This is a genomic window from Pseudomonas sp. Irchel s3h17, from assembly GCF_900187505.1.
GTDB lineage: Bacteria > Pseudomonadota > Gammaproteobacteria > Pseudomonadales > Pseudomonadaceae > Aquipseudomonas.
Genome location: NZ_FYDL01000020.1, coordinates 46,232 through 68,505 on the forward strand (window position 1 = coordinate 46,232; position 22,274 = coordinate 68,505).

A 22,274-nucleotide genomic window follows, 5' to 3' on the forward strand; every position below is an offset into this window, starting at 1 on the left:
TGTGGTGAGGCCCGGGCTCGATCAGCTTTGTGCACTCAGTGGACTCAACCAGCCACGCACCCGGCGGAACAATTGCTCCTGCTGGGCCGCACTGTTACCCGGCAGGGTCTTGAGGGGGATCTGCCTGAAGGTCGAGTCTTTCAGGCGCTTGCTTGCTTTCAAGCGCTCCTGGGCCGCGTTCTGGGCGGTCGCTTTGTCCGTGTAGTAGAGGTCCAGCGTTGCCAGTTTCAGCTGGGTCGTCAGTTCGCTTAAACCGGGCTGGGGAGCAGGGGCCTGGGCCGCAATCATCACCAACTTATCAATCTGTGCCGGTTGTCTTTCGCTCAGGTAGCGAGCGGCCCAGTAGGCCCCGGTGCCGTGGCCCAGCAAGACAATGCTGCGCACACTCTGTTGCTCGGCGAAGCCGATCGCGGCATCGATGCGTGCGTAGATCCGCTCGGCATCGGCCTTGAGTCGCTCCTCGCCGGTTTCGGCGAGCGGGCGATCCGCAATATCCACTTCGCCGCCGGCCACTTGTTCGATGGGCGCCGCCGTACTGGCGTCCTTGTTCTGTGTCTCGGTAGTGGCGGCGGGTGGCGGGGCCTCGACGATACGTGACTGTGGGGCATTGCTTTGCAGGTCTGGCAGGGTAAGACTCAGGCTGCCCCAGTCGGCATCGGGCAACTTTTTCCGCAAAGGACCGATTGCTTGAGGCCAGTCAGCCGTTTCACCGGCGCCCGGGAGAATAATCACGGCACCCTTGGGGTCGCTGGTGTTGGCCGGCTTCCAGAGTGCCAGAAAGGTCTCGCTGCCCGCCTGTAACCGTTGTTGCTCCTGGGCGGGGACCGTGCGTTCGAGGGCTGCTGCGTCTTCTTGGCTACGCTCAAGCAGTGGCTGGCGTTCCAGGGGTTTTTCTTCGGCTGTTTTTTCAGGTGTCGCAGGCGCCGGGTCGGCGGCCTGAACTGAAAAGGCACAAGGCAGTATCAGCGACAGGCACAATGCTGGCAGTGCCGAGCGGTAGACAGGGGGCATCGGATATTCCAGGCCAGAAGTAATCCCGGCAGCCTAATGGGTTGGTCAGTATTTGTCAGTGTGTGAGACTTCGGATGATGCGTTTTCGCTGCCTGTTGGTTATCGGCTGTTGTTGGCTTCCCTTGATGGCGTGGGCGGTCGCCGTGCCACCTGCGCGCGTCGTTCCGCTGAGCAGTGAGCAGCGTCAATGGCTGGCGCAGCACAGTGAGTTGCGTGTGGGGGTGGTCCTGCAAGCGCCTTATGCCCAGTACGACCGGCGTTTGCAGCGCTTGTCCGGGGCCAATATCGAATTGATGCAGTGGTTGGCCGGCGCACTGAACGTCGAGCTGACCTGGCGTCATTTTTCCGATCTGACGCAACTGGAGGCCGCAGCGCGCGAAGGTGAGGTCGACGTCGCTCCTGGCCTGACGCAAACCCCGGCAGGCTTGCGGCTGTGGCAATTCACCGACCCCTACATGCGTGTGCCGCAACTGGTGGTGGGCGAGCAGAAAACCGCGGGGGTGGTGGACCTGGAGAAACTCGACAGTCAATCGCGGGTCGCGGTGCGAATGCCAAGTGCAATCGCCGATTATTTACGCAGCAATTACGCCAACCTCAATCTGCAAGGCGTACCGCTGGAGCGTCAGGCCCTGCAATTGCTGCTGACTCAGCAGGCGCGCTACGCCGTCGTCGATGAGGCCCAACTGAGTCGGTTGTCTGCCGAACCTGAGTTTGCCGGGTTGGCCGTGGTTGGCGATATCGGGTTGCCGCAGTTGCTGAGGGTGGCGACGCGCCGCGACTGGCCGGAGTTGGCCGGCATTGTCGAAAGTGCGCTGCATGCGATACCGGCCAAGGATCTGGAACAGCTGCACGCGCGCTGGCTACAACCCAAGTACCCGCAGCTGTCGGAGTCACCGGGGTTCTGGCAAAACCTTTGCCTGCTGCTAGTGGTGATGGTGCTCGGTGCCATGGCCATCGTGATCTGGCAGCGTCGTCAGCAACACGTGCTGGAGCAGCGCTTGCTGGCCGCGAGAGAGAACATTGCACGGCGCGAAGCCAGCGAAGAGGCGTTGCGCCTGACCCAGTTTTCAATCGATCAAAGTACCGTCGGAATCCTTTGGGTCAATTGGGACAGCCATGTGCGCTACGCCAACCGTGCCGCCGAGAACATGCTCGGTTATGCGCCGGGCGGCGTTATCGATCGGCCGCTGATCGATTTTGAGCCCGACCTGCACATGGACCGTTGGTTGAACCTCTGGAAGCGTGCCCGGGCCAGTGAAGAAGGGGTGCAAAGTTTCGAAACCAACTGCGTGCGCGCCGATGGCAGTATTTTGCCGGCCGACGTGTCGTTGAGTTTCCTGCGTTTTCGCGACAGCGAATACCTGGTGGTTTACCTCACCGATGTCACCGAACGGCGTCGGGCCTTGGCCGCCTTGCGAGAAAGCGAGGCACGGTTGCAGGGGATCGCCGCCAACGTTCCCGGACTGGTGTTTCGACTGGAACGGGCGCCAGTGACCGGGCAAATCGACTTTGCCTACATCAGCGAGGGCAGCGAAAGCCTGGTGGGGTATTCGCCCGCGACCTTGAGTCATCGCGACATGGGCCTGCGCAGCCTGGTGCATCCGGATGACAAGGCCAGCTATCACCAGACCCAGGACCACGCGCTGGACACCGACAGCGACTGGTCGTGGCAAGGACGAATCGTCACCCGCCAGGGCCAGCAGCGCTGGGCAGAAATCAAAGCCATCACTCGCCGCCTCGACGACGGCGCCTTTGTCTGGGACGGGATTGTCTGGGACATCAGCGAGAGCAAGCGCATCGAATTGGAGCTGGCCAGTTCGCGGGAGCAATTGCGTGAGCTGTCGGCGCACCTGGAAAATGTGCGCGAAGAGGAAAAAGCACGGATTGCTCGCGAGGTTCACGATGAGCTGGGGCAGATGTTGACCGTGCTCAAGCTGGAAACATCGATGTGTGAACTGGCCTACGCCGACCTGGATCCGGGCCTGGGGGAGCGCCTCAACAGCATGAAGCGCCTGATCGCCCAGCTGTTCCAGTTGGTGCGCGACGTCGCCACGGCATTGCGTCCGCCGATTCTCGACGCCGGGATCGCTTCGGCGATCGAGTGGCAGGCCCGGCGCTTCGAAGCGCGCACGCATATACCGTGCCTGGTGCAGGTGCCGGATAATCTGCCGAGCCTCAGCGATGCCAAGGCTATTGGCCTGTTCCGGATACTTCAGGAAGCACTGACCAATGTCATGCGCCATGCCCAGGCGCATACTGTAGAGCTGACGCTGGTGCTGGAAGGCAACGAGTTATGCCTGACGATCAGCGATGATGGTGTAGGTTTTGTCGCCCCCACAGGCAGGTCAACGTCTTTTGGGTTGGTTGGCATGCGTGAGCGGGTGTTGATCATGGGGGGGCTGTTGATCCTGGACAGCGAGCCGGGTGAAGGCACAACCCTCAAGGTCCGCGTACCGTTGCTTGAAGCCTGACGCTGTTTTTTCTGGAGAAATCTGTGATCCGTGTACTGGTAGCCGAAGACCACACCATCGTCCGCGAGGGCATCAAGCAGTTGATCGGCCTGGCCAAGGATTTGCTGGTGGTAGGGGAGGCGAGCAATGGCGAACAACTGCTGGAAACCTTGCGCCACGTTCCCTGCGAAGTGGTGCTGCTCGATATCTCCATGCCAGGCGTCAATGGGCTGGAAGCCATCCCGCGGATCCGCGCGCTGAACAATCCACCGGCCATTCTGGTGCTGTCGATGCACGACGAGGCGCAAATGGCTGCCCGGGCATTGAAGGTGGGGGCGGCCGGCTATGCCACCAAGGACAGCGACCCGGCGCTGCTGTTGACCGCTATCCGCAAGGTGGCTTCGGGGGGACGTTACATTGACCCGGAACTGGCGGACCGCATGGTCTTCGAAGTCGGCCTGACGGATTCTCGGCCGTTGCATTCGCTGCTGTCGGAGCGTGAGTTCTCGGTGTTCGAGCGCCTGGCGCAGGGCGCCAACGTCAACGATATCGCCCAGCAACTGGCGTTGAGCAGCAAGACCATCAGTACCCACAAGGCGCGGCTGATGCAGAAACTCAACATCACCTCCCTGGCGGAACTGGTGAAGTACGCGATGGAACATAAACTTCTCTGACACAACCATTCCACGGGTTCACGGCTATTTGCTCGCGAAGGGGCCGTGTCAGCCAGCATTGATTTCGACTGGCCCCTTGCTGTCGCGAGCAAGCCCGCTCCCACAAGAGCGGCGTGACATATCCATTTACGACAGCTGGCGATCTCGCGGTTGCCCATTCTTGCGGCTTGTAGCTGACAGCCTGCCTCTGCGTTTGTCAAAACGCGCCATCCTTGTAGGGCAATCCCTACCCCCAGCCTTCCATCCGGCTGAGGCGATTCTCTCCTGCGCCCCGATTTGCGTGGTCTTAAGGCTCCACTAGGCTTAGTCCTCAGCAGTCCTACATATAAAGAATACAAAGGTGCGGGTATGAGCGAGGTTGATTCAAGCGCTGGGGCGAATGATGTACTGGTCAGCTTTCGTGGCGTGCAAAAGAGCTACGACGGCGAGAACCTGATCGTCAAAGACCTCAACCTGGACATTCGCAAAGGCGAATTCCTCACCTTGCTCGGGCCGTCCGGCTCCGGCAAGACCACCAGTCTGATGATGCTCGCCGGCTTTGAAACGCCGACGGCGGGCGAGATCCTGCTGGCCGGCCGTTCGATCAACAACGTGCCGCCGCACAAGCGCGACATCGGCATGGTGTTCCAGAACTACGCATTGTTCCCGCACATGACGGTGGCCGAGAACCTGGCATTCCCGCTGACCGTTCGCGGGTTGAACAAAAGCGACGTCAGTGACCGGGTCAAGCGCGTACTGAGCATGGTTCAACTCGACAAGTTCGCCCAGCGTTACCCGGCGCAGCTTTCCGGTGGCCAGCAACAGCGTGTGGCCCTGGCCCGGGCATTGGTGTTCGAGCCGCAACTGGTGTTGATGGATGAGCCGCTGGGCGCGCTGGACAAGCAACTGCGTGAACACATGCAGATGGAAATCAAACACCTGCACCAGCGACTCGGCGTGACGGTGGTCTACGTGACCCACGACCAGGGCGAAGCCCTGACCATGTCCGATCGCGTAGCCGTGTTCCATCAAGGCGAAATCCAGCAGATCGCTCCCCCGCGCATGCTGTACGAAGAGCCGAAGAACACCTTTGTCGCCAACTTCATCGGTGAGAACAATCGTCTCAACGGCCGCCTGCACAGCCAGAACGGCGACCGCTGCGTGGTCGAGCTGGGGCGTGGTGAGAAGGTGGAAGCGCTGGCGGTGAATGTCGGCAAGACCGGCGAGCCGGTGACCTTGTCCATTCGTCCGGAGCGCGTGAGCCTCAACGGCTCCAGCGAGTCATGCGTCAACCGCTTCTCGGGGCGGGTGGCGGAATTCATCTATCTGGGCGACCACGTCCGGGTACGCCTGGAAGTCTGTGGCAAGACCGACTTCTTCGTGAAACAGCCCATTGCCGAGCTGGATCCGGCGCTGGCCGTTGGAGACGTGGTTCCGCTTGGCTGGCAGGTCGAGCACGTTCGCGCGCTTGACCCACTTCTAGAGGCGAACTGATCGCCCCCCGCTTCACCAACCCTGCACGTGGAGAGAATAATAAATGTCAAAATCCCTGAAATTCACCGCCCTGGTCGTGGGCATGCTGGGTGCGGCGCACGCGATGGCGGCGGGCCCGGACCTGACCGTGGTGTCGTTTGGCGGCGCGAACAAGGCGGCACAGGTCAAGGCCTTCTACGCACCCTGGGAAGCCGCGGGCCATGGCAAGATCATCGCCGGTGAGTACAACGGTGAAATGGCCAAGGTCAAAGCCATGGTCGACACCAAGAGCGTGTCCTGGGACCTGGTAGAAGTCGAGTCGCCTGAGTTGTCCCGTGGTTGTGACGAAGACATGTTCGAGCAGCTGGACCCTGCGTTGTTCGGCAAGAACGAAGACTACGTCAAGGGTGCGATACAGCCCTGTGGCGTGGGCTTCTTCGTGTGGTCGACCGTGCTGGCCTACAACGCCGACAAGCTGAAAACCGCACCGACCAGTTGGGTCGATTTCTGGGACACCAAGAACTTCCCGGGCAAGCGTGGGCTGCGTAAAGGGGCCAAGTACACCCTGGAATTCGCCTTGATGGCCGACGGCGTCGCACCCAAGGACGTCTACAAAGTGCTGGCCGGCAAGGACGGTCAGGACCGCGCCTTCAAGAAGCTCGATGAGCTCAAGCCAAGCATTCAGTGGTGGGAAGCCGGTGCCCAACCGCCGCAGTACCTGGCATCCGGTGACGTGGTCATGAGCTCGGCCTACAACGGTCGAATCGCTGCCGTGCAGAAAGAAAGCAACCTGAAAGTGGTATGGAACGGCGGCATCTACGACTTCGACGCCTGGGCCATTCCAAAAGGCCTGGACAAAACCCGTGCTGAAGCCGCGAAGAAATTCATCGCCTTCTCGGTCCAGCCGCAGCAGCAGAAGACCTACTCGGAAAACATCGCTTACGGCCCGGCCAATACCCAAGCCGTACCGCTGTTGGCTCAGGACGTCCTGAAAGACATGCCGACCACTCCGGAAAACATCGCCAATCAGGTGCAGATCGACGTCAGCTTCTGGGCTGACAACGGTGAGCAACTGGAGCAGCGCTTCAACTCGTGGGCTGCGAAGTAACCACAACCCTTTGCTGGTGGGCTTGCCCACCTGAGGGAGCGAGCTTGTGTGGCGAGGGGACTTGCCCCCGTTCGGCTGCGAAGCAGTCGTAAAACTGTCGCATGTGGTGTGCCTGAAACACCTCGGTTACAGGTTTTTGGGCCGCTTCGCGACCCAGCGGGGGCAAGCCCCTCACCACAAGTCCGCTCCCACATTAACGATTGATCCAAGAATTTCGGAGTTCGCCATGGCCATCGCCGTTCCCTTGAACGAGGGCACCCAAAGCACCTTGAAGCAGCGCCTGGCGCGTGCCGAGCGGGTCAACCGCTGGAAGGCGCAAGCCCTGATCGCGCCCTTGGTGCTGTTTCTGTTGCTGGTGTTCCTGGTGCCGATCGTGGCGCTGCTCTACAAAAGTGTCGGTAACCCGGAAGTGGTTGGTGGCATGCCGCGCACTGTGGCAGCCATTGCGTCCTGGGATGGCCGAGGCCTGCCCGCGGATCCGGTCTACAAGGCCGCCAGCGAAGACCTGGCCGAAGCCCGCAAGCATCAAACCCTGGGCGATCTGTCCAAGCGCCTGAACATGGAATTGGCCGGCTATCGCAGCCTGCTGACCAAAACCGCCCGCGCGCTGCCGTTCAAGACCGAGCCGGCTTCTTATAAGGAAGCGCTCGAAGCCCTGGATGAGCGTTGGGGGGATCCGGCCTACTGGCAGGCCGTCCGTCGCAACACCAGCAGCATCACCCCCTATTATCTGTTGGCGGCAGTCGACCACCGGGTCGACGATCTGGGCGAAATCGCCCCGGCAACCCCCGATCAAGCCATTTACCTCGATATCTTTGCCCGAACCTTCTGGATGGGCCTGGTCATCACCGCGATCTGCCTGGTCCTGGCCTATCCCCTGGCTTACCTGCTGGCCAACCTGCCATCACGGCAAAGCAACCTGCTGATGATTCTGGTCTTGCTGCCGTTCTGGACTTCGATCCTGGTGCGAGTGGCGGCGTGGATTGTCTTGCTGCAGTCCGGTGGCCTGATCAACAGCGCCTTGATGGCCATGGGCATCATCGATAAACCGCTGGAACTGGTATTCAACCGCGTCGGGGTTTACATCTCGATGGTGCACATCCTGTTGCCGTTCATGATTCTGCCGATCTACAGCGTGATGAAGGGGATCTCGCCGACCTACATGCGTGCGGCGATTTCCCTGGGTTGCCATCCGTTCGCCAGCTTCTGGCGGGTGTACTTCCCACAGACCTATGCCGGTGTCGGCGCCGGTTGCCTGTTGGTGTTCATCCTGGCGATTGGTTACTACATCACCCCGGCGCTGCTGGGCAGCCCGAACGATCAGATGGTCAGCTACTTCGTCGCGTTCTACACCAACACCAGCATCAACTGGGGCATGGCGACCGCGCTCGGTGGGCTGCTGTTGCTGGCCACGGTAGTGCTCTATCTGATTTACAGCTGGCTGGTAGGCGCGAGCCGCCTGCGCCTGAGCTAAGGGGAGAATCGAAATGCTGAGTCCGTATATGTCGCCCGTCGAGCGGGTGTGGTTCTACAGCTTGCGCATTCTCTGCGGGCTGATCCTGTTGTTCCTGATTCTGCCGGTGCTGGTCATCATCCCGTTGTCGTTCAACTCGGGGAGTTTCCTGGTGTATCCGCTGCAAGGTTTCTCGTTGCATTGGTATCAGGACTTCTTCGCCTCCGCCGAATGGATGCGGGCGTTGAAGAACAGCATCATCGTTGCTCCGGCGGCCACCGTTCTGGCGATGGTCTTCGGTACGCTGGCGGCGATCGGCCTGACCCGGGGGGACTTCCCCGGCAAGGCGCTGGTGATGGCACTGGTGATTTCGCCCATGGTGGTGCCGGTGGTGATCATCGGTGTGGCGAGCTACCTGTTCTTTGCTCCACTGGGCCTGGGCAACAGTTTCTTCTCGCTGATCGTCGTGCATGCGGTGCTGGGTGTGCCGTTCGTGATCATCACGGTGTCGGCCACCTTGCAGGGGTTCAACCACAACCTGGTGCGTGCAGCGGCCAGCCTGGGAGCTTCGCCACTGACGGCATTCCGTCGGGTAACCTTGCCGCTGATCGCGCCTGGCGTGATTTCCGGCGCACTGTTTGCCTTCGCCACCTCGTTCGATGAAGTGGTGGTGACGCTGTTCCTCGCCGGCCCCGAGCAGGCGACCTTGCCTCGGCAGATGTTCAGCGGCATCCGTGAAAACCTCAGCCCGACCATCGCCGCCGCCGCGACGCTGCTGATCGTTTTCTCGGTGATCCTGTTGCTGACCCTGGAATGGTTGCGTGGGCGTAGCGAGAAGTTGCGCACGGCCCAGGCCTGACGGTTTGCTTTGTGGCGAGGGAGCTTGCTCCCGTTCGACTGCGCAGCAGGCGCTCTTTCAGGGCTGCCTCGCAGCCCAGCGGGAGCAAGCTCCCTTGCCACGGGTAGCAGGACATCCGCCCATTCACTGGCTGAATAACAGACAAACCCGAATCCATAGCTACTATTGTGCCCAGCTCCCCTATCTATAAGAGGCTGCGCACATGAGTATTTCCTCTTTCAAAATCGCTCACAAATTGCTCACCGGCGCGAGCGCCATCGAGCAGTTGGCCGCTGAGCTGACCCGCCTGGATGTCGACCACCCGCTGATCGTCACCGATGCTGCACTGGTCAAGTCCGGTACGGTAGAGCTGGCGCTGGCCCAATTGGGCGGGCGTACTTTCGAGATTTTCGACCGGGTGCTACCCGACCCGGAAATCGCCATCGTCGAAGACTGCATGCGCGTCTACCGCGAAGGCGGGCATGACGGCCTGATCGGCCTGGGCGGCGGCAGTGCCATCGACATCGCCAAAAGCGTGGCGGCCTACGCCGGGTATCACGGGGCGCTTGAGGATCTGTTCGGTGTCGATCAGGTGCCACGCAAGGGCCCACCGCTGATCGCCATCCCGACCACCGCCGGTACCGGATCGGAAGTCACCAATGTGGCGATCCTGTCCGACAAGGTGGCGCAACTCAAAAAAGGCATCGTCAGCGATTACCTGTTACCCGATGTGGCCCTGGTCAGTCCGCAAATGACTTTGACCTGCCCGCGCAGCGTGACCGCCGCCAGCGGCGTTGATGCGCTGGTGCACGCGGTGGAGTCTTATCTGTCGGTCAACGCATCGCCCATTACCGACGCCTTGGCCATTGGTGCGATCAGGTTGATCGCCAATGCGTTGCCCAAGGCCTATGCCAACCCCTCGAACCTGCAGGCCCGTGAGGACATGGCTACCGCCAGCCTGATGGCCGGCATGGCCTTTGGCAACGCGGGTGTCGGCGCGGTGCATGCCCTGGCGTATCCGCTGGGCGGGCGTTTCAACATTGCCCACGGCGTGAGCAATGCCCTGTTGCTGCCCCATGTCATGACCTGGAACAAGATGGCCTGTGTGGAACGTATGCAGGACATCGCCGAGGCATTTGGCGTGAAGACGACGCACTTGAGTGTGCAGGAAGCGGCGGACCAGGCGGTTGAGGCGATGGCGCGACTCTGTGCCGCAGTGGAGATCCCTCAAGGCTTGCGCAGTTTCGGGGTGCCGGAAGACGCGATCCCGGCGATGGCCGTGGAGGCCGCGGGAATCGAGCGGTTGATGCGCAACAATCCACGCCAGTTGAGTGCTGTCGATATCGAGAAGATTTACCGGGCTGCCTACTGATCATTGCACTCACGGTGTGCGCGTCAAAGCATGAGGTATACAATGCGCGCCATCGTGATCCTGCTCAAAAAAGGTGCGTCATGCAGCCCTTCGCAATTGCTCCGTCGATTCTCTCCGCCGACTTCGCCCGCCTGGGTGAAGAAGTGGACAACGTTCTGGCCGCGGGTGCCGACATCGTTCACTTCGATGTCATGGACAATCACTATGTGCCAAACCTGACCATCGGGCCGATGGTCTGCTCGGCTTTGCGCAAGTATGGCGTGACCGCGCCGATCGACGCGCACCTGATGGTCAGCCCGGTAGACCGCATCATCGGCGACTTCATCGAAGCCGGCGCGACCTACATCACCTTCCACCCGGACGCCTCGACCCACGTCGACCGCTCCCTGCAAATGATCCGCGAAGGCGGTTGCAAGGCGGGCCTGGTGTTCAATCCGGCGACCCCGCTGGACGTGCTGAAGTACGTGATGGACAAGGTCGACATGATCCTGCTGATGAGCGTCAACCCAGGCTTCGGCGGGCAGACGTTCATTCCGGCGACCCTCGACAAGCTGCGTGAAGCCCGTGCACTGATCGACGCATCGGGCCGTGATATCCGCCTGGAAATCGACGGTGGCGTGAACGTGAACAACATCCGTGAAATCGCGGCGGCGGGCGCCGACACCTTCGTGGCGGGTTCTGCGATCTTCAACGCGCCGAACTACCAGGAAGTGATTGAGAAGATGCGCTCCGAACTGGCCCTGGCTCGCCCATGAGCGGGTTTGAGCAGCTGTTCCCGGGGCGCCTGCCACGGTTGGTGATGTTCGATCTGGATGGCACTTTGATCGATTCGGTCCCGGACCTGGCAGTGGCTGTGGATAACATGCTGCTCAAACTGGGGCGTGAACCGGCCGGTCTGGTCGCGGTGCGCGAGTGGGTCGGCAACGGTGCGCCGGTGCTGGTGCGGCGCGCGCTGGCGGGCAGTATCGACCACAGCCACGTCGACGATGGCGAGGCCGAGCACGCCCTGGCGATTTTCATGGAGGCCTACGCGGACGGCCATGAGTTGACGGTGGTCTACCCCGGCGTACGCGACACCCTGAAATGGTTGTACAAACAGGGCGTCGAGATGGCGTTGATCACCAACAAGCCGGAGCGCTTTGTCGCGCCCTTGCTGGACCAGATGAAAATCGGTCGCTACTTCAAGTGGATCATTGGCGGTGACACCCTGCCGCAGAAAAAACCCGATCCGGCTGCGCTGTTTTTCGTGATGAAAATGGCCAACGTCCCGGCCTCGCAATCCTTGTTCATCGGTGACTCGCGCAGCGACGTGCAGGCAGCCAAGGCGGCGGGCGTGCAGTGTGTTGCGTTGAGCTACGGCTACAACCATGGCCGGCCGATTGCCGAAGAATCGCCGGCACTGGTGATCGACGATCTGCGCAAGCTAATTCCCGGTTGCCTGGACCCGGCCGCTGAGATAACGTTGCCCGACGCTGTTCAATCCCCTCCTGGAAATTCCATCGTGGTGGTCACTCGCAAACTCTGGATGAAAGTCATCAAGGCCCTGGCCCGCTGGCGTTGGCGCGCCTGACGTGATCCTGGCCGGCTATCCGGCGCGTTTGCACACCTGACTGTTTGACCCTCACGCCACGAGGCACCTCATGATCCGCGAAGAATTCCTGCGTTTGGCCGCTGCCGGCTACAACCGTATCCCGCTGGCCTGCGAAACCCTTGCCGACTTCGATACTCCACTGTCGATCTACCTGAAACTGGCCGACCAGCCCAATTCCTACCTGCTGGAATCGGTACAGGGCGGAGAGAAATGGGGCCGTTACTCGATCATCGGCCTGCCGTGCCGCACGGTGCTGCGGGTGCACGATCACCATGTCAGCGTGACCGTTGATGGCGTTGAGGTGGAAAGCCACGATGTCGAAGACCCGCTGGCGTTCGTCGAAGCGTTCAAGGCCCGTTACAACGTGCCGACCATCGCCGGTCTGCCGCGTTTCAACGGTGGCCTGGTGGGCTACTTCGGTTACGACTGCGTGCGTTATGTGGAGAAGCGCCTGGGCAAGTGCCCGAACCCGGATCCGCTGGGAGTGCCGGACATTCTGCTGATGGTGTCCGACGCTGTGGTGGTGTTCGACAACCTCGCCGGCAAGATGCACGCGATCGTGCTGGCGGATCCTTCGCAGGAAAACGCCTTTGAGCAAGGCCAGGCGCGTCTTGAGGAGTTGCTGGAAAAACTCCGCCAGCCGATTACCCCGCGCCGTGGCCTGGATTTCAGCCAGCAGCAGGCAGCGGACCCGGTGTTCCGCTCCAGCTTCACCCAGGACGATTACGAGCGGGCAGTTGACACCATCAAGGAGTACATCCTCGCCGGTGACTGCATGCAAGTGGTGCCGTCGCAACGGATGTCCATCGACTTCAAGGCCGCGCCGATCGATCTGTACCGTGCGCTGCGTTGTTTCAACCCGACGCCCTACATGTACTTCTTCAACTTCGGCGACTTCCATGTCGTTGGCAGTTCACCGGAAGTGCTGGTGCGGGTCGAAGACAACCTGATCACCGTGCGCCCGATTGCCGGCACTCGCCCGCGGGGCGCCAGTGAGGAAGCGGACCGGGCGCTGGAAGAAGACCTGCTGTCGGATGACAAGGAAATCGCCGAGCACCTGATGCTGATTGACCTGGGCCGTAACGACACCGGCCGTGTCTCGGAAATCGGCTCGGTGAAACTCACCGAGAAAATGGTGATCGAGCGTTATTCCAATGTGATGCACATCGTGTCCAACGTCACCGGCCAATTGAAGGCCGGCTTGACGGCAATGGACGCGCTGCGCGCGATTCTGCCGGCCGGCACGTTGTCGGGTGCACCGAAGATTCGGGCGATGGAAATCATCGACGAACTGGAGCCGGTCAAGCGGGGTGTCTACGGCGGCGCGGTGGGCTACTTCGCCTGGAACGGCAACATGGATACCGCCATTGCCATTCGTACCGCGGTGATCAAGAACGGTGAGCTTCATGTGCAAGCGGGTGGCGGCATCGTTGCCGACTCTGTGCCTGCGCTGGAATGGGAAGAAACCCTGAACAAGCGCCGCGCGATGTTCCGAGCCGTGGCCCTGGCCGAACAAACACCGCAAGGCTGACCTTGCGGTAAGAGCGCTTGTTGTTGCTCGCGCTCGGCTGCGAAGCCGTCGCCATGATGGGCCTGCTTTGCAGGCCAGCGGGAGCAAGCTCCCTCGCCACAAAATCCGAGGCACAAAAAAACGCTGCCCCCGTGAGGAGGCAGCGTTTTTTATTGCCCGTCGCTTCAGAAGTCCAGTGCGAGCCCTACGTTGATGGCTTGCTGGGTGAAGTCATCATCCTTGCGGATGTTGTAGCCGGCACGCAACGCCAGGTCGGCGGTGAGTTTGTGGCTGACGCCCAGGTTCAGGCGGTTGGTATGGGACTGCGGGGTATAGCCTTCCAGGGTGTAATGGTTGTCCGGGAGGCTGTTGAGGTTCATGGTCACGTCCTGGGTGTCGTCTTCATACTCGCGTTCGTTGGCGTACTCGCCGTACACCTGGGTTTTCGGGGTGAACTGATACTTGCCTTGCAGACCGATACCCAGGCGTCTTGAGTTACGTTTCTGGTCGTCGTAGGTCAGGGCCGTGGCGTCGTTACCGTCCTCCGAGTAGCCATCGACTTCGACCTTGGCAAAGTCCGCGCTGACGAACGGCGACAGGTGCCAAGGGCTGCTTGCCTGTTGCGCGATGTCGTAACCGAGCCGGCCGCTGGCAGCCAGCACGGTACCGCTGGTATCGCCTTTTTCGCCTCGCTGGTTGGCGCCCAGGTCGAACTTGCGTTTGAGGCTGTCATAGTCCAGATGCCCGGCGGTCAGGGCGCCATCGGCCCACCAGCGGTTTTGCTGGTACTGGGCGAATGCGGTGCCCATGTAAGTGTTGAGCTTGTAGTCCGAATCGTTGTTGCCGGCCTCCAGGTCCTGGCGATAGAAGCCGGCCGCGACACCTACGCGCCACGCATCGTTGAGGCGGTAGCTGCCACCGATGTTCAGGTTGTAGCCGTTGCCGTCACCACTGGCGGCGCTGTTCTGATCGTCAAAATCCAGGTGCTGGCCACCGCCGGCGACGATGGCTCGCCATTGGCCGACGCCTTGCCAGTTTTCCCAGTCCGCCTGCCATTGGTTACGCAGTTCGTCCTGGTGCGCGCGCAGTGTCCCGTGGGCCATTTCTGGCAGCAGTGTCAGTTCCCAGGGTGCCGCCAGCAGGGAGTAGGCATAGTCGGCAATCAGGCGTTGCCCGGCTTCGGTCGGGTGCACCGCGTCGTTGTAGATCAGCTTGCTGGGATCGGGGGTGGCACTGTTGATGCCGTATGTGGCGCTTTCCGTGCAGCCGATGCCGCTGAAGCAGGTGGCGGTGAGGTTCTGGTCAGTGGCCAGGCCAAACTGCGCCGGATCGGTAAAGGCCTCATTGAGCAGCACTGGAATATTGAGGGGAATGACCTCAGCGTCGACGGTTTGCAGTTGCCGTACCAGTTCGCTGTTGAACTGGGCGCTGAGCTGCGAGGTAAAGGCTTGCAGCGGGCTGCCATTGATGGCCGGCGTCAGGCCGATGTCCGGCAGCAACCAGACCATGATGTACTTGGCGCCTGCACCTTGCAGGGTTTGCACGCTGTCGACCAGTCGATCGGCGGCGGCACTGGCCTGTACTGGATTGAGTACCCGGCCTTGAAGGAAATCGTTACCGCCACCGGAAAGGTAGTAGAGCGCGTTCGGGTCGGCGCGAAAGCCGTTGGTCGGTAGATAGCCTGGCTTGGTGCGCTCGCCGGCGCTTGATGTGCTGGTGATCGAGTCAAGGATCTGGTCGGTACGGTAGCCACCAACGGCCCAGTTGTTGCCGTCTGGCAGGCCCTGGCTGGCACGGGTGGCCGAGGTCGAGGCCGCCGTGTCGTCGGCGGAAAAGCCCAGTTTGCCCCCCAGCAACTGTGTCGAGTTGGCGGAGCGCTCCTCCCCGGTGCCGTCCTTGTAAGTCGGGCCTGTGCGGTTGGTGAAGCGCTGTGTCGCGCCTGCCGGGCCGCCCGAGTCGGCAAATTGCCCCGCGTCGTTGAGGCTGTCGCCAAATACAATGAAGTTCGAGAAAGGGATTGGGGCGGCATTCGCCTGGGCGCTGGCCATTGCAAGAAGACAACCCGCCAACGGTACAAACAGCGTCTGTTTGATCATGATCAAGTCCGTTTATTTATTGTTGTATTGAACGAAACGACAGTACCAAAAACTTTTGCGCTTTTGCTATGGCCAAAGACCGCCTCTGTTGCGTGCGCTGCGCCATATTGCACCCTCTGCTCAGCTAAGTTACTGTGCTGGAACGTATGAATGAGACCTTCCCCGTGTTGATCGTCAGCAAACTCCTGGATCAAGTCGTCAAGGCACACGCCCGTTGGCGTTGGCGCGCCTGAACTTTCTCTGCCGGCCTGGCCGGACCTGTACCGTTTTGCCTTCTTTACCCGTATGAACGACCGCTTTTGCTGAATGCCAGCAACTGACCGTGTGTAGCGTGACTGCGGGTCAATCATTCGAAGGCTGTCTTAAAAGTCAGTGAATTCAAGAGGTTCCAGCCATGTTGCTGATGATTGATAACTACGACTCCTTTACCTACAACGTTGTGCAATACCTTGGAGAGCTAGGCGCCGAGGTCAAGGTCGTGCGCAACGACGAGCTCACCATTGCCCAGATCGAAGCGCTCAAGCCTGAGCGTATCGTGGTGTCCCCCGGCCCATGCACCCCAACCGAAGCCGGTGTGTCGATCGAAGCCATCAAGTATTTCGCCGGCAAGCTGCCAATTCTCGGTGTCTGCCTGGGGCATCAGTCCATCGGCCAGGCGTTTGGTGGGGATGTGGTGCGGGCCCGTCAAGTGATGCACGGTAAGACTAGTCCGGTATTCCACGAGGACAAGGGTGTGTTCGCGGGGCTTAACCGTCCGCTGACCGTTACCCGTTATCATTCGTTGATTGTCAAACGCGAAACCCTTCCCGATTGCCTGGAGCTGACCGCCTGGACCCAGTTCGAAGATGGCTCGGTCGATGAAATCATGGGCCTGCGCCACAAGACCTTGAACATCGAAGGGGTGCAGTTCCACCCTGAGTCGATTCTCACCGAGCAGGGTCATGAACTGTTTGCCAACTTCCTCAAACAAACCGGCGGCACGCGCTAAGGACTTTCCATGGATATCAAGACTGCCCTGAGCCGTATCGTCGGCCATCTGGACCTGAGCACTGAGGAAATGCGCGATGTGATGCGCGAAATCATGACCGGGCAATGCACGGATGCGCAGATTGGCGCGTTCATGATGGCCATGCGTATGAAAAGCGAGAGCATCGACGAGATCGTCGGCGCGGTATCGGTCATGCGCGAACTGGCAGACAAGGTCGAGCTGAAAACCCTCGACGGTGTTGTCGACGTGGTGGGCACTGGCGGCGACGGGGCGAACATCTTCAACGTTTCGACCGCCTCCTCCTTTGTGGTGGCCGCAGCCGGTTGCACCGTCGCCAAGCACGGTAACCGTGCCGTTTCCGGCAAGAGCGGCAGCGCCGACCTGCTGGAGGCAGCCGGGATCTACCTGAACCTGACGCCTGTGCAAGTGGCCCGCTGCATCGACAACGTTGGTATTGGTTTTATGTTTGCCCAATCCCATCACCGTGCGATGAAATACGCTGCAAGTCCACGCCGTGATCTGGGCTTGCGCACACTGTTCAACATGCTCGGCCCGCTTACGAATCCGGCCGGTGTGAAGCATCAGGTCGTGGGTGTGTTCAGTCAGGCGTTGTGCCGGCCGTTGGCCGAGGTCTTGCAACGCCTGGGCAGCAAACATGTGCTGGTGGTGCATTCGAAGGACGGCCTGGACGAGTTCAGCCTGGCAGCCCCGACCTTTGTCGCGGAACTGAAAGACGACCGGATCAGCGAGTACTGGGTCGAACCAGAGGATTTGGGTATGAAGAGCCAGAGCCTGCATGGTCTGGCGGTGGAAAGCCCGGCAGCCTCGCTGGAACTGATCCGCGATGCGCTGGGGCGCCGAAAAACCGAAAATGGACAGAAAGCCGCAGAAATGATCGTGCTCAATGCCGGTGCCGCCCTGTACGCGGCTGATCATGCAAGTAGCCTGAGAGAGGGCGTGGCCCTGGCTCACGACGCTCTGCATACGGGCCTTGCACGAGAAAAGCTTGAAGAATTGGGTGCGTTTACCGCGGTATTCAGAATGGAGAATGAGGCATGAGTATACCGACGGTGCTGGAAAAGATTCTCGCCCGCAAAGTTGAGGAAGTGGCCGAGCGCATCGCGCGCGTGACACTGGCCGAGGTCGAAGTGCTGGCCAAGGCCGCGGATGCGCCTCGTGGTTTTGCCCAGGCATTGCTGGCCCAGGCCAGGCTCAAGCAGCCAGCGGTGATTGCCGAAATCAAGAAGGCTTCACCCAGCAAGGGCGTGATTCGCGAGAATTTCGTACCGGCAGAGATTGCCCGCAGCTACGAGAAGGGCGGCGCGACCTGCTTGTCGGTGCTCACCGATATCGACTACTTCCAGGGTGCGGACATCTACCTGCAACAGGCTCGCGCCGCGTGCAAGCTGCCGGTTATCCGCAAGGACTTCATGATCGATCCGTACCAGATCGTTGAAGCCCGCGCACTGGGCGCCGATTGCGTACTGCTGATCGTTGCCGCGCTGGACGACGTGAAAATGGCCGAACTGGCCTCCGTCGCCAAAGGCGTGGGGCTCGACGTGCTGGTGGAAGTCCACGACGGTGATGAGCTGGAGCGGGCATTGAAAGTGCTCGATACGCCGCTGGTCGGGGTGAACAACCGCAACCTGCACACCTTTGACGTCAGTCTGGAAACCACCCTCGACCTGTTGCCGCGCATCCCGCGTGATCGCCTGGTCATCACCGAAAGTGGCATCCTCAACCGCGCCGATGTCGAGCTGATGGAAATCAGCGAGGTGTATTCGTTCCTGGTGGGCGAAGCCTTCATGCGCGCCGAGAGTCCGGGCGCTGAACTGCAGCGCTTGTTCTTTCCGGAGCGTGGCGTGCCCGTCAGCGGCTCTACACTCGACTGAACCTGACTCAATCAAGAAGCCGGCTATGCCGGCTTTTTTGTAGCCACAAGCAAGGATTCTCACTGCCATGACTCAACCCATTGCCTTGACCGTCGAAGCCGGCCTGCAAGCTGAGCAGGACCTGTTGGCGACGGTGTGTGCCGGCGCCCAGGAGTTCGGCTTGTTGTTTTGGCAGCCGAGTGATCGTGCGCTGGTCATGCCCAGGCGCTTGAGTCGCTTGCCGGGGTTCGACGCGGCATGCCAGGCGTCGGCGGCGAATGGCTGGCCGGTGCTGCTGCGCGAAACCGGTGGTGAACCGGTGCCGCAGTCGGCGGCGACCATCAACATCGCACTGGTCTACGCGCCGCCGCGCAGTGAAGGGGATCATGGGCGTATTGAAACGGCTTATCGACGGTTGTGCGATCCGATTTGCCAGTTGCTGACAGAGCTGGGTGGCCATGCATCGCTGGGTGAAGTCGAAGGTGCTTTCTGTGACGGGCGTTTCAACGTCAATCTCGACGGGCGCAAGATGGTTGGCACGGCTCAGCGCTGGCGCCAGAGCAAGGGCGGGCAACGTCCGGTCGGGTTGGTGCATGGGGCGTTGTTGCTGGACGACGAACGCGAGTCGATGGCGGCGGCGGTCAACCGATTCAACGAAGTCTGCGGCCTGGAGCAGCGGGTGCGGGCGCAGAGTCATATCGCCCTGCACGAACAATTCGCCGCGCCCCATGCGGTCGAGCGCCTGGACAGTCTGTACCGAGAGATGCTGGCCGAAATGCTACCCGCTTAACGAGTGCCGAACACGACCATGGTTTTGCCTTTGACGTCGACCAGGTTGCGCTCTTCCAGGTCCTTGAGCACGCGTCCGACCATTTCCCGCGAGCATCCGACGATGCGCCCGATTTCCTGGCGGGTGACTTTGATCTGCATGCCGTCAGGGTGGGTCATGGCGTCGGGTTGCTTGCACAACTCCAGCAGGCAGCGGGCAACCCGGCCGGTGACGTCGAAGAATGCCAGGTCGCCGACCTTGCGCGTGGTATTGCGCAGGCGTTGGGCAATCTGACCGCTGAGTACATACAGAATGTCCGGATCTTGCTGGGACAGTTCGCGGAATTTGCAGTAGCTGATCTCGGCCACTTCGCACTCGACCTTGGCGCGAACCCAGGCGCTGCGCTCCTGCTCATGGCCTGCTTGCTCGAACAGCCCCAGTTCCCCGAAGAAATCCCCGGCGTTGAGGTAGGCGATGATCATTTCCCGCCCATCATCATCCTCGATCAGGATGGTCACTGAACCTTTGATGATGAAGAACAACGTGTCTGAACGATCACCGGCGCAAATGATGTTGCTCTTGGCCTGGTACCGACGGCGCTGGCAATGCATCAACAGTTTGTCGAGGTTCTTGATTTTGGGTGTTGGGGTAACAGCAACCATGGTTGTATCCCGAAAAGACTTCACGGTGTGATGTGTTTTTTTTATGTGCCGCTGATGACGGTCGCGCAATGGCGGGTCGGGCGTCAGTGAATTGGCGCCAGCTTACCAGACGCATTCCGTCGTTATTCGAGAATTTGTCAATCACGATGGCGTCGTGCAGGCGCTCAAGCCTGCGGCTGTCAATCGAAGGCCCTGTGCTAAGCTGGCAACCCTTTTTTTACAGTGGAGTCTGGGCGATGAAGGCACGCATCCAATGGGCTGGCGAAGCCATGTTCCTCGGTGAATCCGGCAGCGGTCACGTTGTGGTCATGGACGGTCCGCCCGAGGCCGGTGGTCGTAACCTGGGCGTTCGGCCGATGGAAATGCTCCTGCTCGGTGTTGGCGGTTGCAGCAATTTCGACGTGGTCAGCATTCTGAAAAAGTCTCGCCAGGCCGTGGAAAGTTGCGAGGCGTTCCTGGAAGCCGAGCGCGCGACTGAAGATCCGAAAGTCTTCACCAAGATCCACATGCATTTCGTGGTCAAGGGCCGGGCGCTGAAAGAAGCCCAGGTCAGGCGCGCCATCGAGTTGTCGGCCGAGAAGTATTGCTCGGCTTCGATCATGCTCGGTGCGGCCGGCGTTGCCATCACCCACGACTACGAAATCATCGAGTTGGGTTGAATCGACATTCAACTATCATAAAAGCAGTGCAGACTCTGGCGATCACTGGCTCAGGTCTGCATAATGCGCCACTTTTTTCAGGGCAGTGATCGGTCGGTCGACAGGTCACCCACCCGAACAGACAACCAAAATCGCCATCGCGAAGAGGTGTTAACCGTCCTACGCAGGTGCGTTGTTCGCATCTGACGGGCATGCTTGATCACGCGGCCGGGCCGCATACATAGAGAGTTTTTAAACGGTGAAAAGCAAACTCAAGCTCCATGGGTTCAATAACCTGACAAAGACCTTGAGCTTCAACATCTATGACATCTGCTACGCGGAAACCCCGCAAGACCAGCAGGCGTATGTCGAATACATCAACCAGATGTACGACGCCGAACGTCTCACGCAGATCCTCACGGAAGTTGTCGATATCATTGGTGCCAACATCCTGAACATCGCCCGTCAGGATTACGATCCCCAAGGCGCCAGCGTGACCATTCTGATCTCCGAGGAACCGGTGACACCCACCGAGAGCCAGATCGAAGAGTCGCCGGGTCCGATACCCGAAATCATCCTGGCCCACCTCGACAAGAGCCACATCACGGTGCACACCTACCCGGAAATCCATCCGGTGGACGGTATTGCAACCTTCCGTGTGGATATCGACGTGTCGACGTGCGGGGTCATTTCACCGCTTAAGGCGCTCAACTTCCTGATTCACCAGTTCGAGTCGGATATCGTCACCGTGGATTACCGCGTTCGTGGCTTTACCCGTGATGTCGAAGGCAAGAAGCACTTCATCGATCACGAGATCAACTCGATCCAGAACTACCTTTCCGATGATACCCGCGACGGTTACCAGATGACCGACGTGAACGTGTATCAGGAAAACATGTTCCACACCAAGATGCTGCTCAAGGAGTTCGAACTGGATAGCTACCTGTTCGGCGACGCTACCAGCAATCTGTCGACGGAACAGCGTGCCCAGGTGACCGAGCGTGTGAAACACGAAATGCTCGAGATCTTCTACGCACGCAACATGTCGAGCTGATTCTTGAAGTAGAGAAGGCTTGAGCAAAAAGAAAGGGCGCTGAATCAGCGCCCTTTTTTGTGCCCGTCAATTGGCTGAATCAGATGCGGTAGGTGCTCTTGGTCATGACCTTGGCCATCAGGCTCATGCCGAATTTCACCGGTGCGGGGAAGCGAAAGCCTCCGGCATCCAGCGCACTTTCCGCATGCTGTTCTTCGTCGATGCGCATCTGCTCAAGAATGGCCCGGGACTTCTCGTCCTCGGCGGGCAGTTGTTCCAGGTGTTCGTTCAAGTGTTTGCACACCTGGTCTTCCGTCGCGGCGACGAAACCGAGGCTGACTTTATCGCTGATCAACCCGGCGACCGCACCAATGCCGAACGACATGCCATAGAACAGCGGGTTGAGGATGCTGGTGTGGCTGCCGAGCTGATGAATGCGTTGTTCGCACCACACCAGGTGATCGATCTCTTCTTCGGCCGCATGCTCCATGGCTGCACGCACTTGCGGCAGCTTGGCGGTCAGGGCCTGCCCCTGGTACAGCGCCTGGGCGCAGACTTCACCGGTATGGTTGATGCGCATCAGGCCGGCGACGTGACGGGTGTCTTCGTCGCTCATTTTCGCATCGGGCTGCAGGATGGCGGGCGAAGGGCGATAAGGCTGGCCACTGAAAGGCAGCAAAGTGCGCATCGCGGTGTCGGCTTGCAACAGAAGACGGTCAATGGGCGAGTAGTGACGTTGGGTAGTCATGCTGACCTCC

The 22,274-nt window shown here is 60.3% G+C and carries 20 protein-coding genes; 16 read left to right on the forward strand and 4 right to left on the reverse strand.

Features of this window, described 5'->3' with window-relative positions:
- Positions 1–21 precede the first annotated feature (21 nt).
- Positions 22–1,011, reverse strand: a complete 990-nt coding sequence (locus tag CKW25_RS23250; protein WP_095082936.1) for an alpha/beta hydrolase family protein — start codon at positions 1,009–1,011, stop codon at positions 22–24.
- Positions 1,012–1,085: 74 nt separating this feature from the next.
- Between CKW25_RS23250 and CKW25_RS23255 the strand changes: the two genes are divergently transcribed.
- The 10 genes from CKW25_RS23255 (at position 1,086) to trpE (ending at position 13,480) form a co-directional block, all read left to right on the forward strand.
- Positions 1,086–3,482: a PAS domain S-box protein gene (locus CKW25_RS23255; protein WP_095082938.1), complete on the forward strand. Its 2,397-nt coding sequence runs from the start codon at positions 1,086–1,088 to the stop codon at positions 3,480–3,482.
- A 23-nt stretch (positions 3,483–3,505) separates the two neighbouring features.
- Complete coding sequence (locus CKW25_RS23260; protein WP_095082940.1) at positions 3,506–4,135, forward strand: response regulator transcription factor; 630 nt, start codon at positions 3,506–3,508, stop codon at positions 4,133–4,135.
- Positions 4,136–4,483: 348 nt separating this feature from the next.
- Positions 4,484–5,608 (forward strand): ABC transporter ATP-binding protein, encoded by a 1,125-nt coding sequence (locus CKW25_RS23265; protein ID WP_095082942.1) that lies wholly within the window; start codon positions 4,484–4,486, stop codon positions 5,606–5,608.
- Positions 5,609–5,651: 43 nt separating this feature from the next.
- The gene (locus CKW25_RS23270) at positions 5,652–6,695 is read left to right on the forward strand and encodes an ABC transporter substrate-binding protein (RefSeq protein ID WP_095082944.1); all 1,044 of its coding nucleotides are present in this window, start codon (positions 5,652–5,654) and stop codon (positions 6,693–6,695) included.
- A gap of 226 nt (positions 6,696–6,921) precedes the next feature.
- The gene (locus CKW25_RS23275) at positions 6,922–8,169 is read left to right on the forward strand and encodes an ABC transporter permease (RefSeq protein ID WP_095082946.1); all 1,248 of its coding nucleotides are present in this window, start codon (positions 6,922–6,924) and stop codon (positions 8,167–8,169) included.
- Between the two features lie 13 nt (positions 8,170–8,182).
- Positions 8,183–9,007, forward strand: a complete 825-nt coding sequence (locus CKW25_RS23280) for an ABC transporter permease (RefSeq protein ID WP_095082948.1) — start codon at positions 8,183–8,185, stop codon at positions 9,005–9,007.
- Positions 9,008–9,209: 202 nt separating this feature from the next.
- Positions 9,210–10,358 carry an iron-containing alcohol dehydrogenase gene (locus tag CKW25_RS23285; protein ID WP_095082950.1) on the forward strand — a complete coding sequence of 383 codons (1,149 nt, stop codon included), beginning with the start codon at positions 9,210–9,212 and terminating at the stop codon, positions 10,356–10,358.
- Between the two features lie 80 nt (positions 10,359–10,438).
- Positions 10,439–11,113: a ribulose-phosphate 3-epimerase gene (gene rpe, locus CKW25_RS23290; protein WP_095082952.1), complete on the forward strand. Its 675-nt coding sequence runs from the start codon at positions 10,439–10,441 to the stop codon at positions 11,111–11,113.
- On the forward strand, positions 11,110–11,928 hold the full coding sequence (locus CKW25_RS23295; RefSeq protein WP_095082954.1) for a phosphoglycolate phosphatase: 819 nt from the start codon (positions 11,110–11,112) through the stop codon (positions 11,926–11,928). The genes rpe and CKW25_RS23295 overlap by 4 nt, the downstream gene beginning before the upstream one ends.
- Positions 11,929–11,998: 70 nt before the next feature.
- Entirely contained in the window at positions 11,999–13,480 is a 1,482-nt protein-coding gene (trpE, locus tag CKW25_RS23300; RefSeq protein WP_095082956.1) for an anthranilate synthase component I, read from the forward strand.
- A gap of 164 nt (positions 13,481–13,644) precedes the next feature.
- On the opposite strand, the gene estP is transcribed toward trpE, so the two are convergent.
- On the reverse strand, positions 13,645–15,555 hold the full coding sequence (gene estP, locus CKW25_RS23305) for an esterase EstP (RefSeq protein WP_095082958.1): 1,911 nt from the start codon (positions 15,553–15,555) through the stop codon (positions 13,645–13,647).
- 394 nt (positions 15,556–15,949) lie between these two features.
- On the opposite strand from estP, the gene CKW25_RS23310 reads away from it, so the two are divergent.
- From CKW25_RS23310 to CKW25_RS23325, 4 genes are all read left to right on the forward strand, one after another.
- On the forward strand, positions 15,950–16,543 hold the full coding sequence (locus CKW25_RS23310; RefSeq protein ID WP_095082960.1) for an aminodeoxychorismate/anthranilate synthase component II: 594 nt from the start codon (positions 15,950–15,952) through the stop codon (positions 16,541–16,543).
- Between the two features lie 9 nt (positions 16,544–16,552).
- Positions 16,553–17,602, forward strand: coding sequence for an anthranilate phosphoribosyltransferase (gene trpD, locus CKW25_RS23315; RefSeq protein WP_095082962.1), 1,050 nt, complete (start codon positions 16,553–16,555; stop codon positions 17,600–17,602).
- Positions 17,599–18,435, forward strand: a complete 837-nt coding sequence (trpC, locus tag CKW25_RS23320; RefSeq protein WP_095082964.1) for an indole-3-glycerol phosphate synthase TrpC — start codon at positions 17,599–17,601, stop codon at positions 18,433–18,435. Before trpD ends, trpC begins: the two co-directional genes overlap by 4 nt.
- A 67-nt stretch (positions 18,436–18,502) precedes the next feature.
- Positions 18,503–19,204, forward strand: a complete 702-nt coding sequence (locus tag CKW25_RS23325; RefSeq protein WP_095082966.1) for a lipoate--protein ligase family protein — start codon at positions 18,503–18,505, stop codon at positions 19,202–19,204.
- Here CKW25_RS23325 and crp read toward each other — a convergent pair.
- Positions 19,201–19,845, reverse strand: a complete 645-nt coding sequence (gene crp, locus CKW25_RS23330; RefSeq protein WP_095082968.1) for a cAMP-activated global transcriptional regulator CRP — start codon at positions 19,843–19,845, stop codon at positions 19,201–19,203. The genes CKW25_RS23325 and crp overlap by 4 nt on opposite strands.
- Before the next feature lie 236 nt (positions 19,846–20,081).
- On the opposite strand from crp, the gene CKW25_RS23335 reads away from it, so the two are divergent.
- On the forward strand, positions 20,082–20,504 hold the full coding sequence (locus CKW25_RS23335; protein ID WP_095082970.1) for an OsmC family protein: 423 nt from the start codon (positions 20,082–20,084) through the stop codon (positions 20,502–20,504).
- 238 nt (positions 20,505–20,742) lie between these two features.
- Positions 20,743–21,537 (forward strand): adenosylmethionine decarboxylase, encoded by a 795-nt coding sequence (gene speD / locus CKW25_RS23340; protein WP_095082972.1) that lies wholly within the window; start codon positions 20,743–20,745, stop codon positions 21,535–21,537.
- A 79-nt stretch (positions 21,538–21,616) separates the two neighbouring features.
- On the opposite strand, the gene coq7 is transcribed toward speD, so the two are convergent.
- On the reverse strand, positions 21,617–22,264 hold the full coding sequence (coq7, locus tag CKW25_RS23345) for a 2-polyprenyl-3-methyl-6-methoxy-1,4-benzoquinone monooxygenase (RefSeq protein WP_095082974.1): 648 nt from the start codon (positions 22,262–22,264) through the stop codon (positions 21,617–21,619).
- Positions 22,265–22,274: the final 10 nt, after the last annotated feature.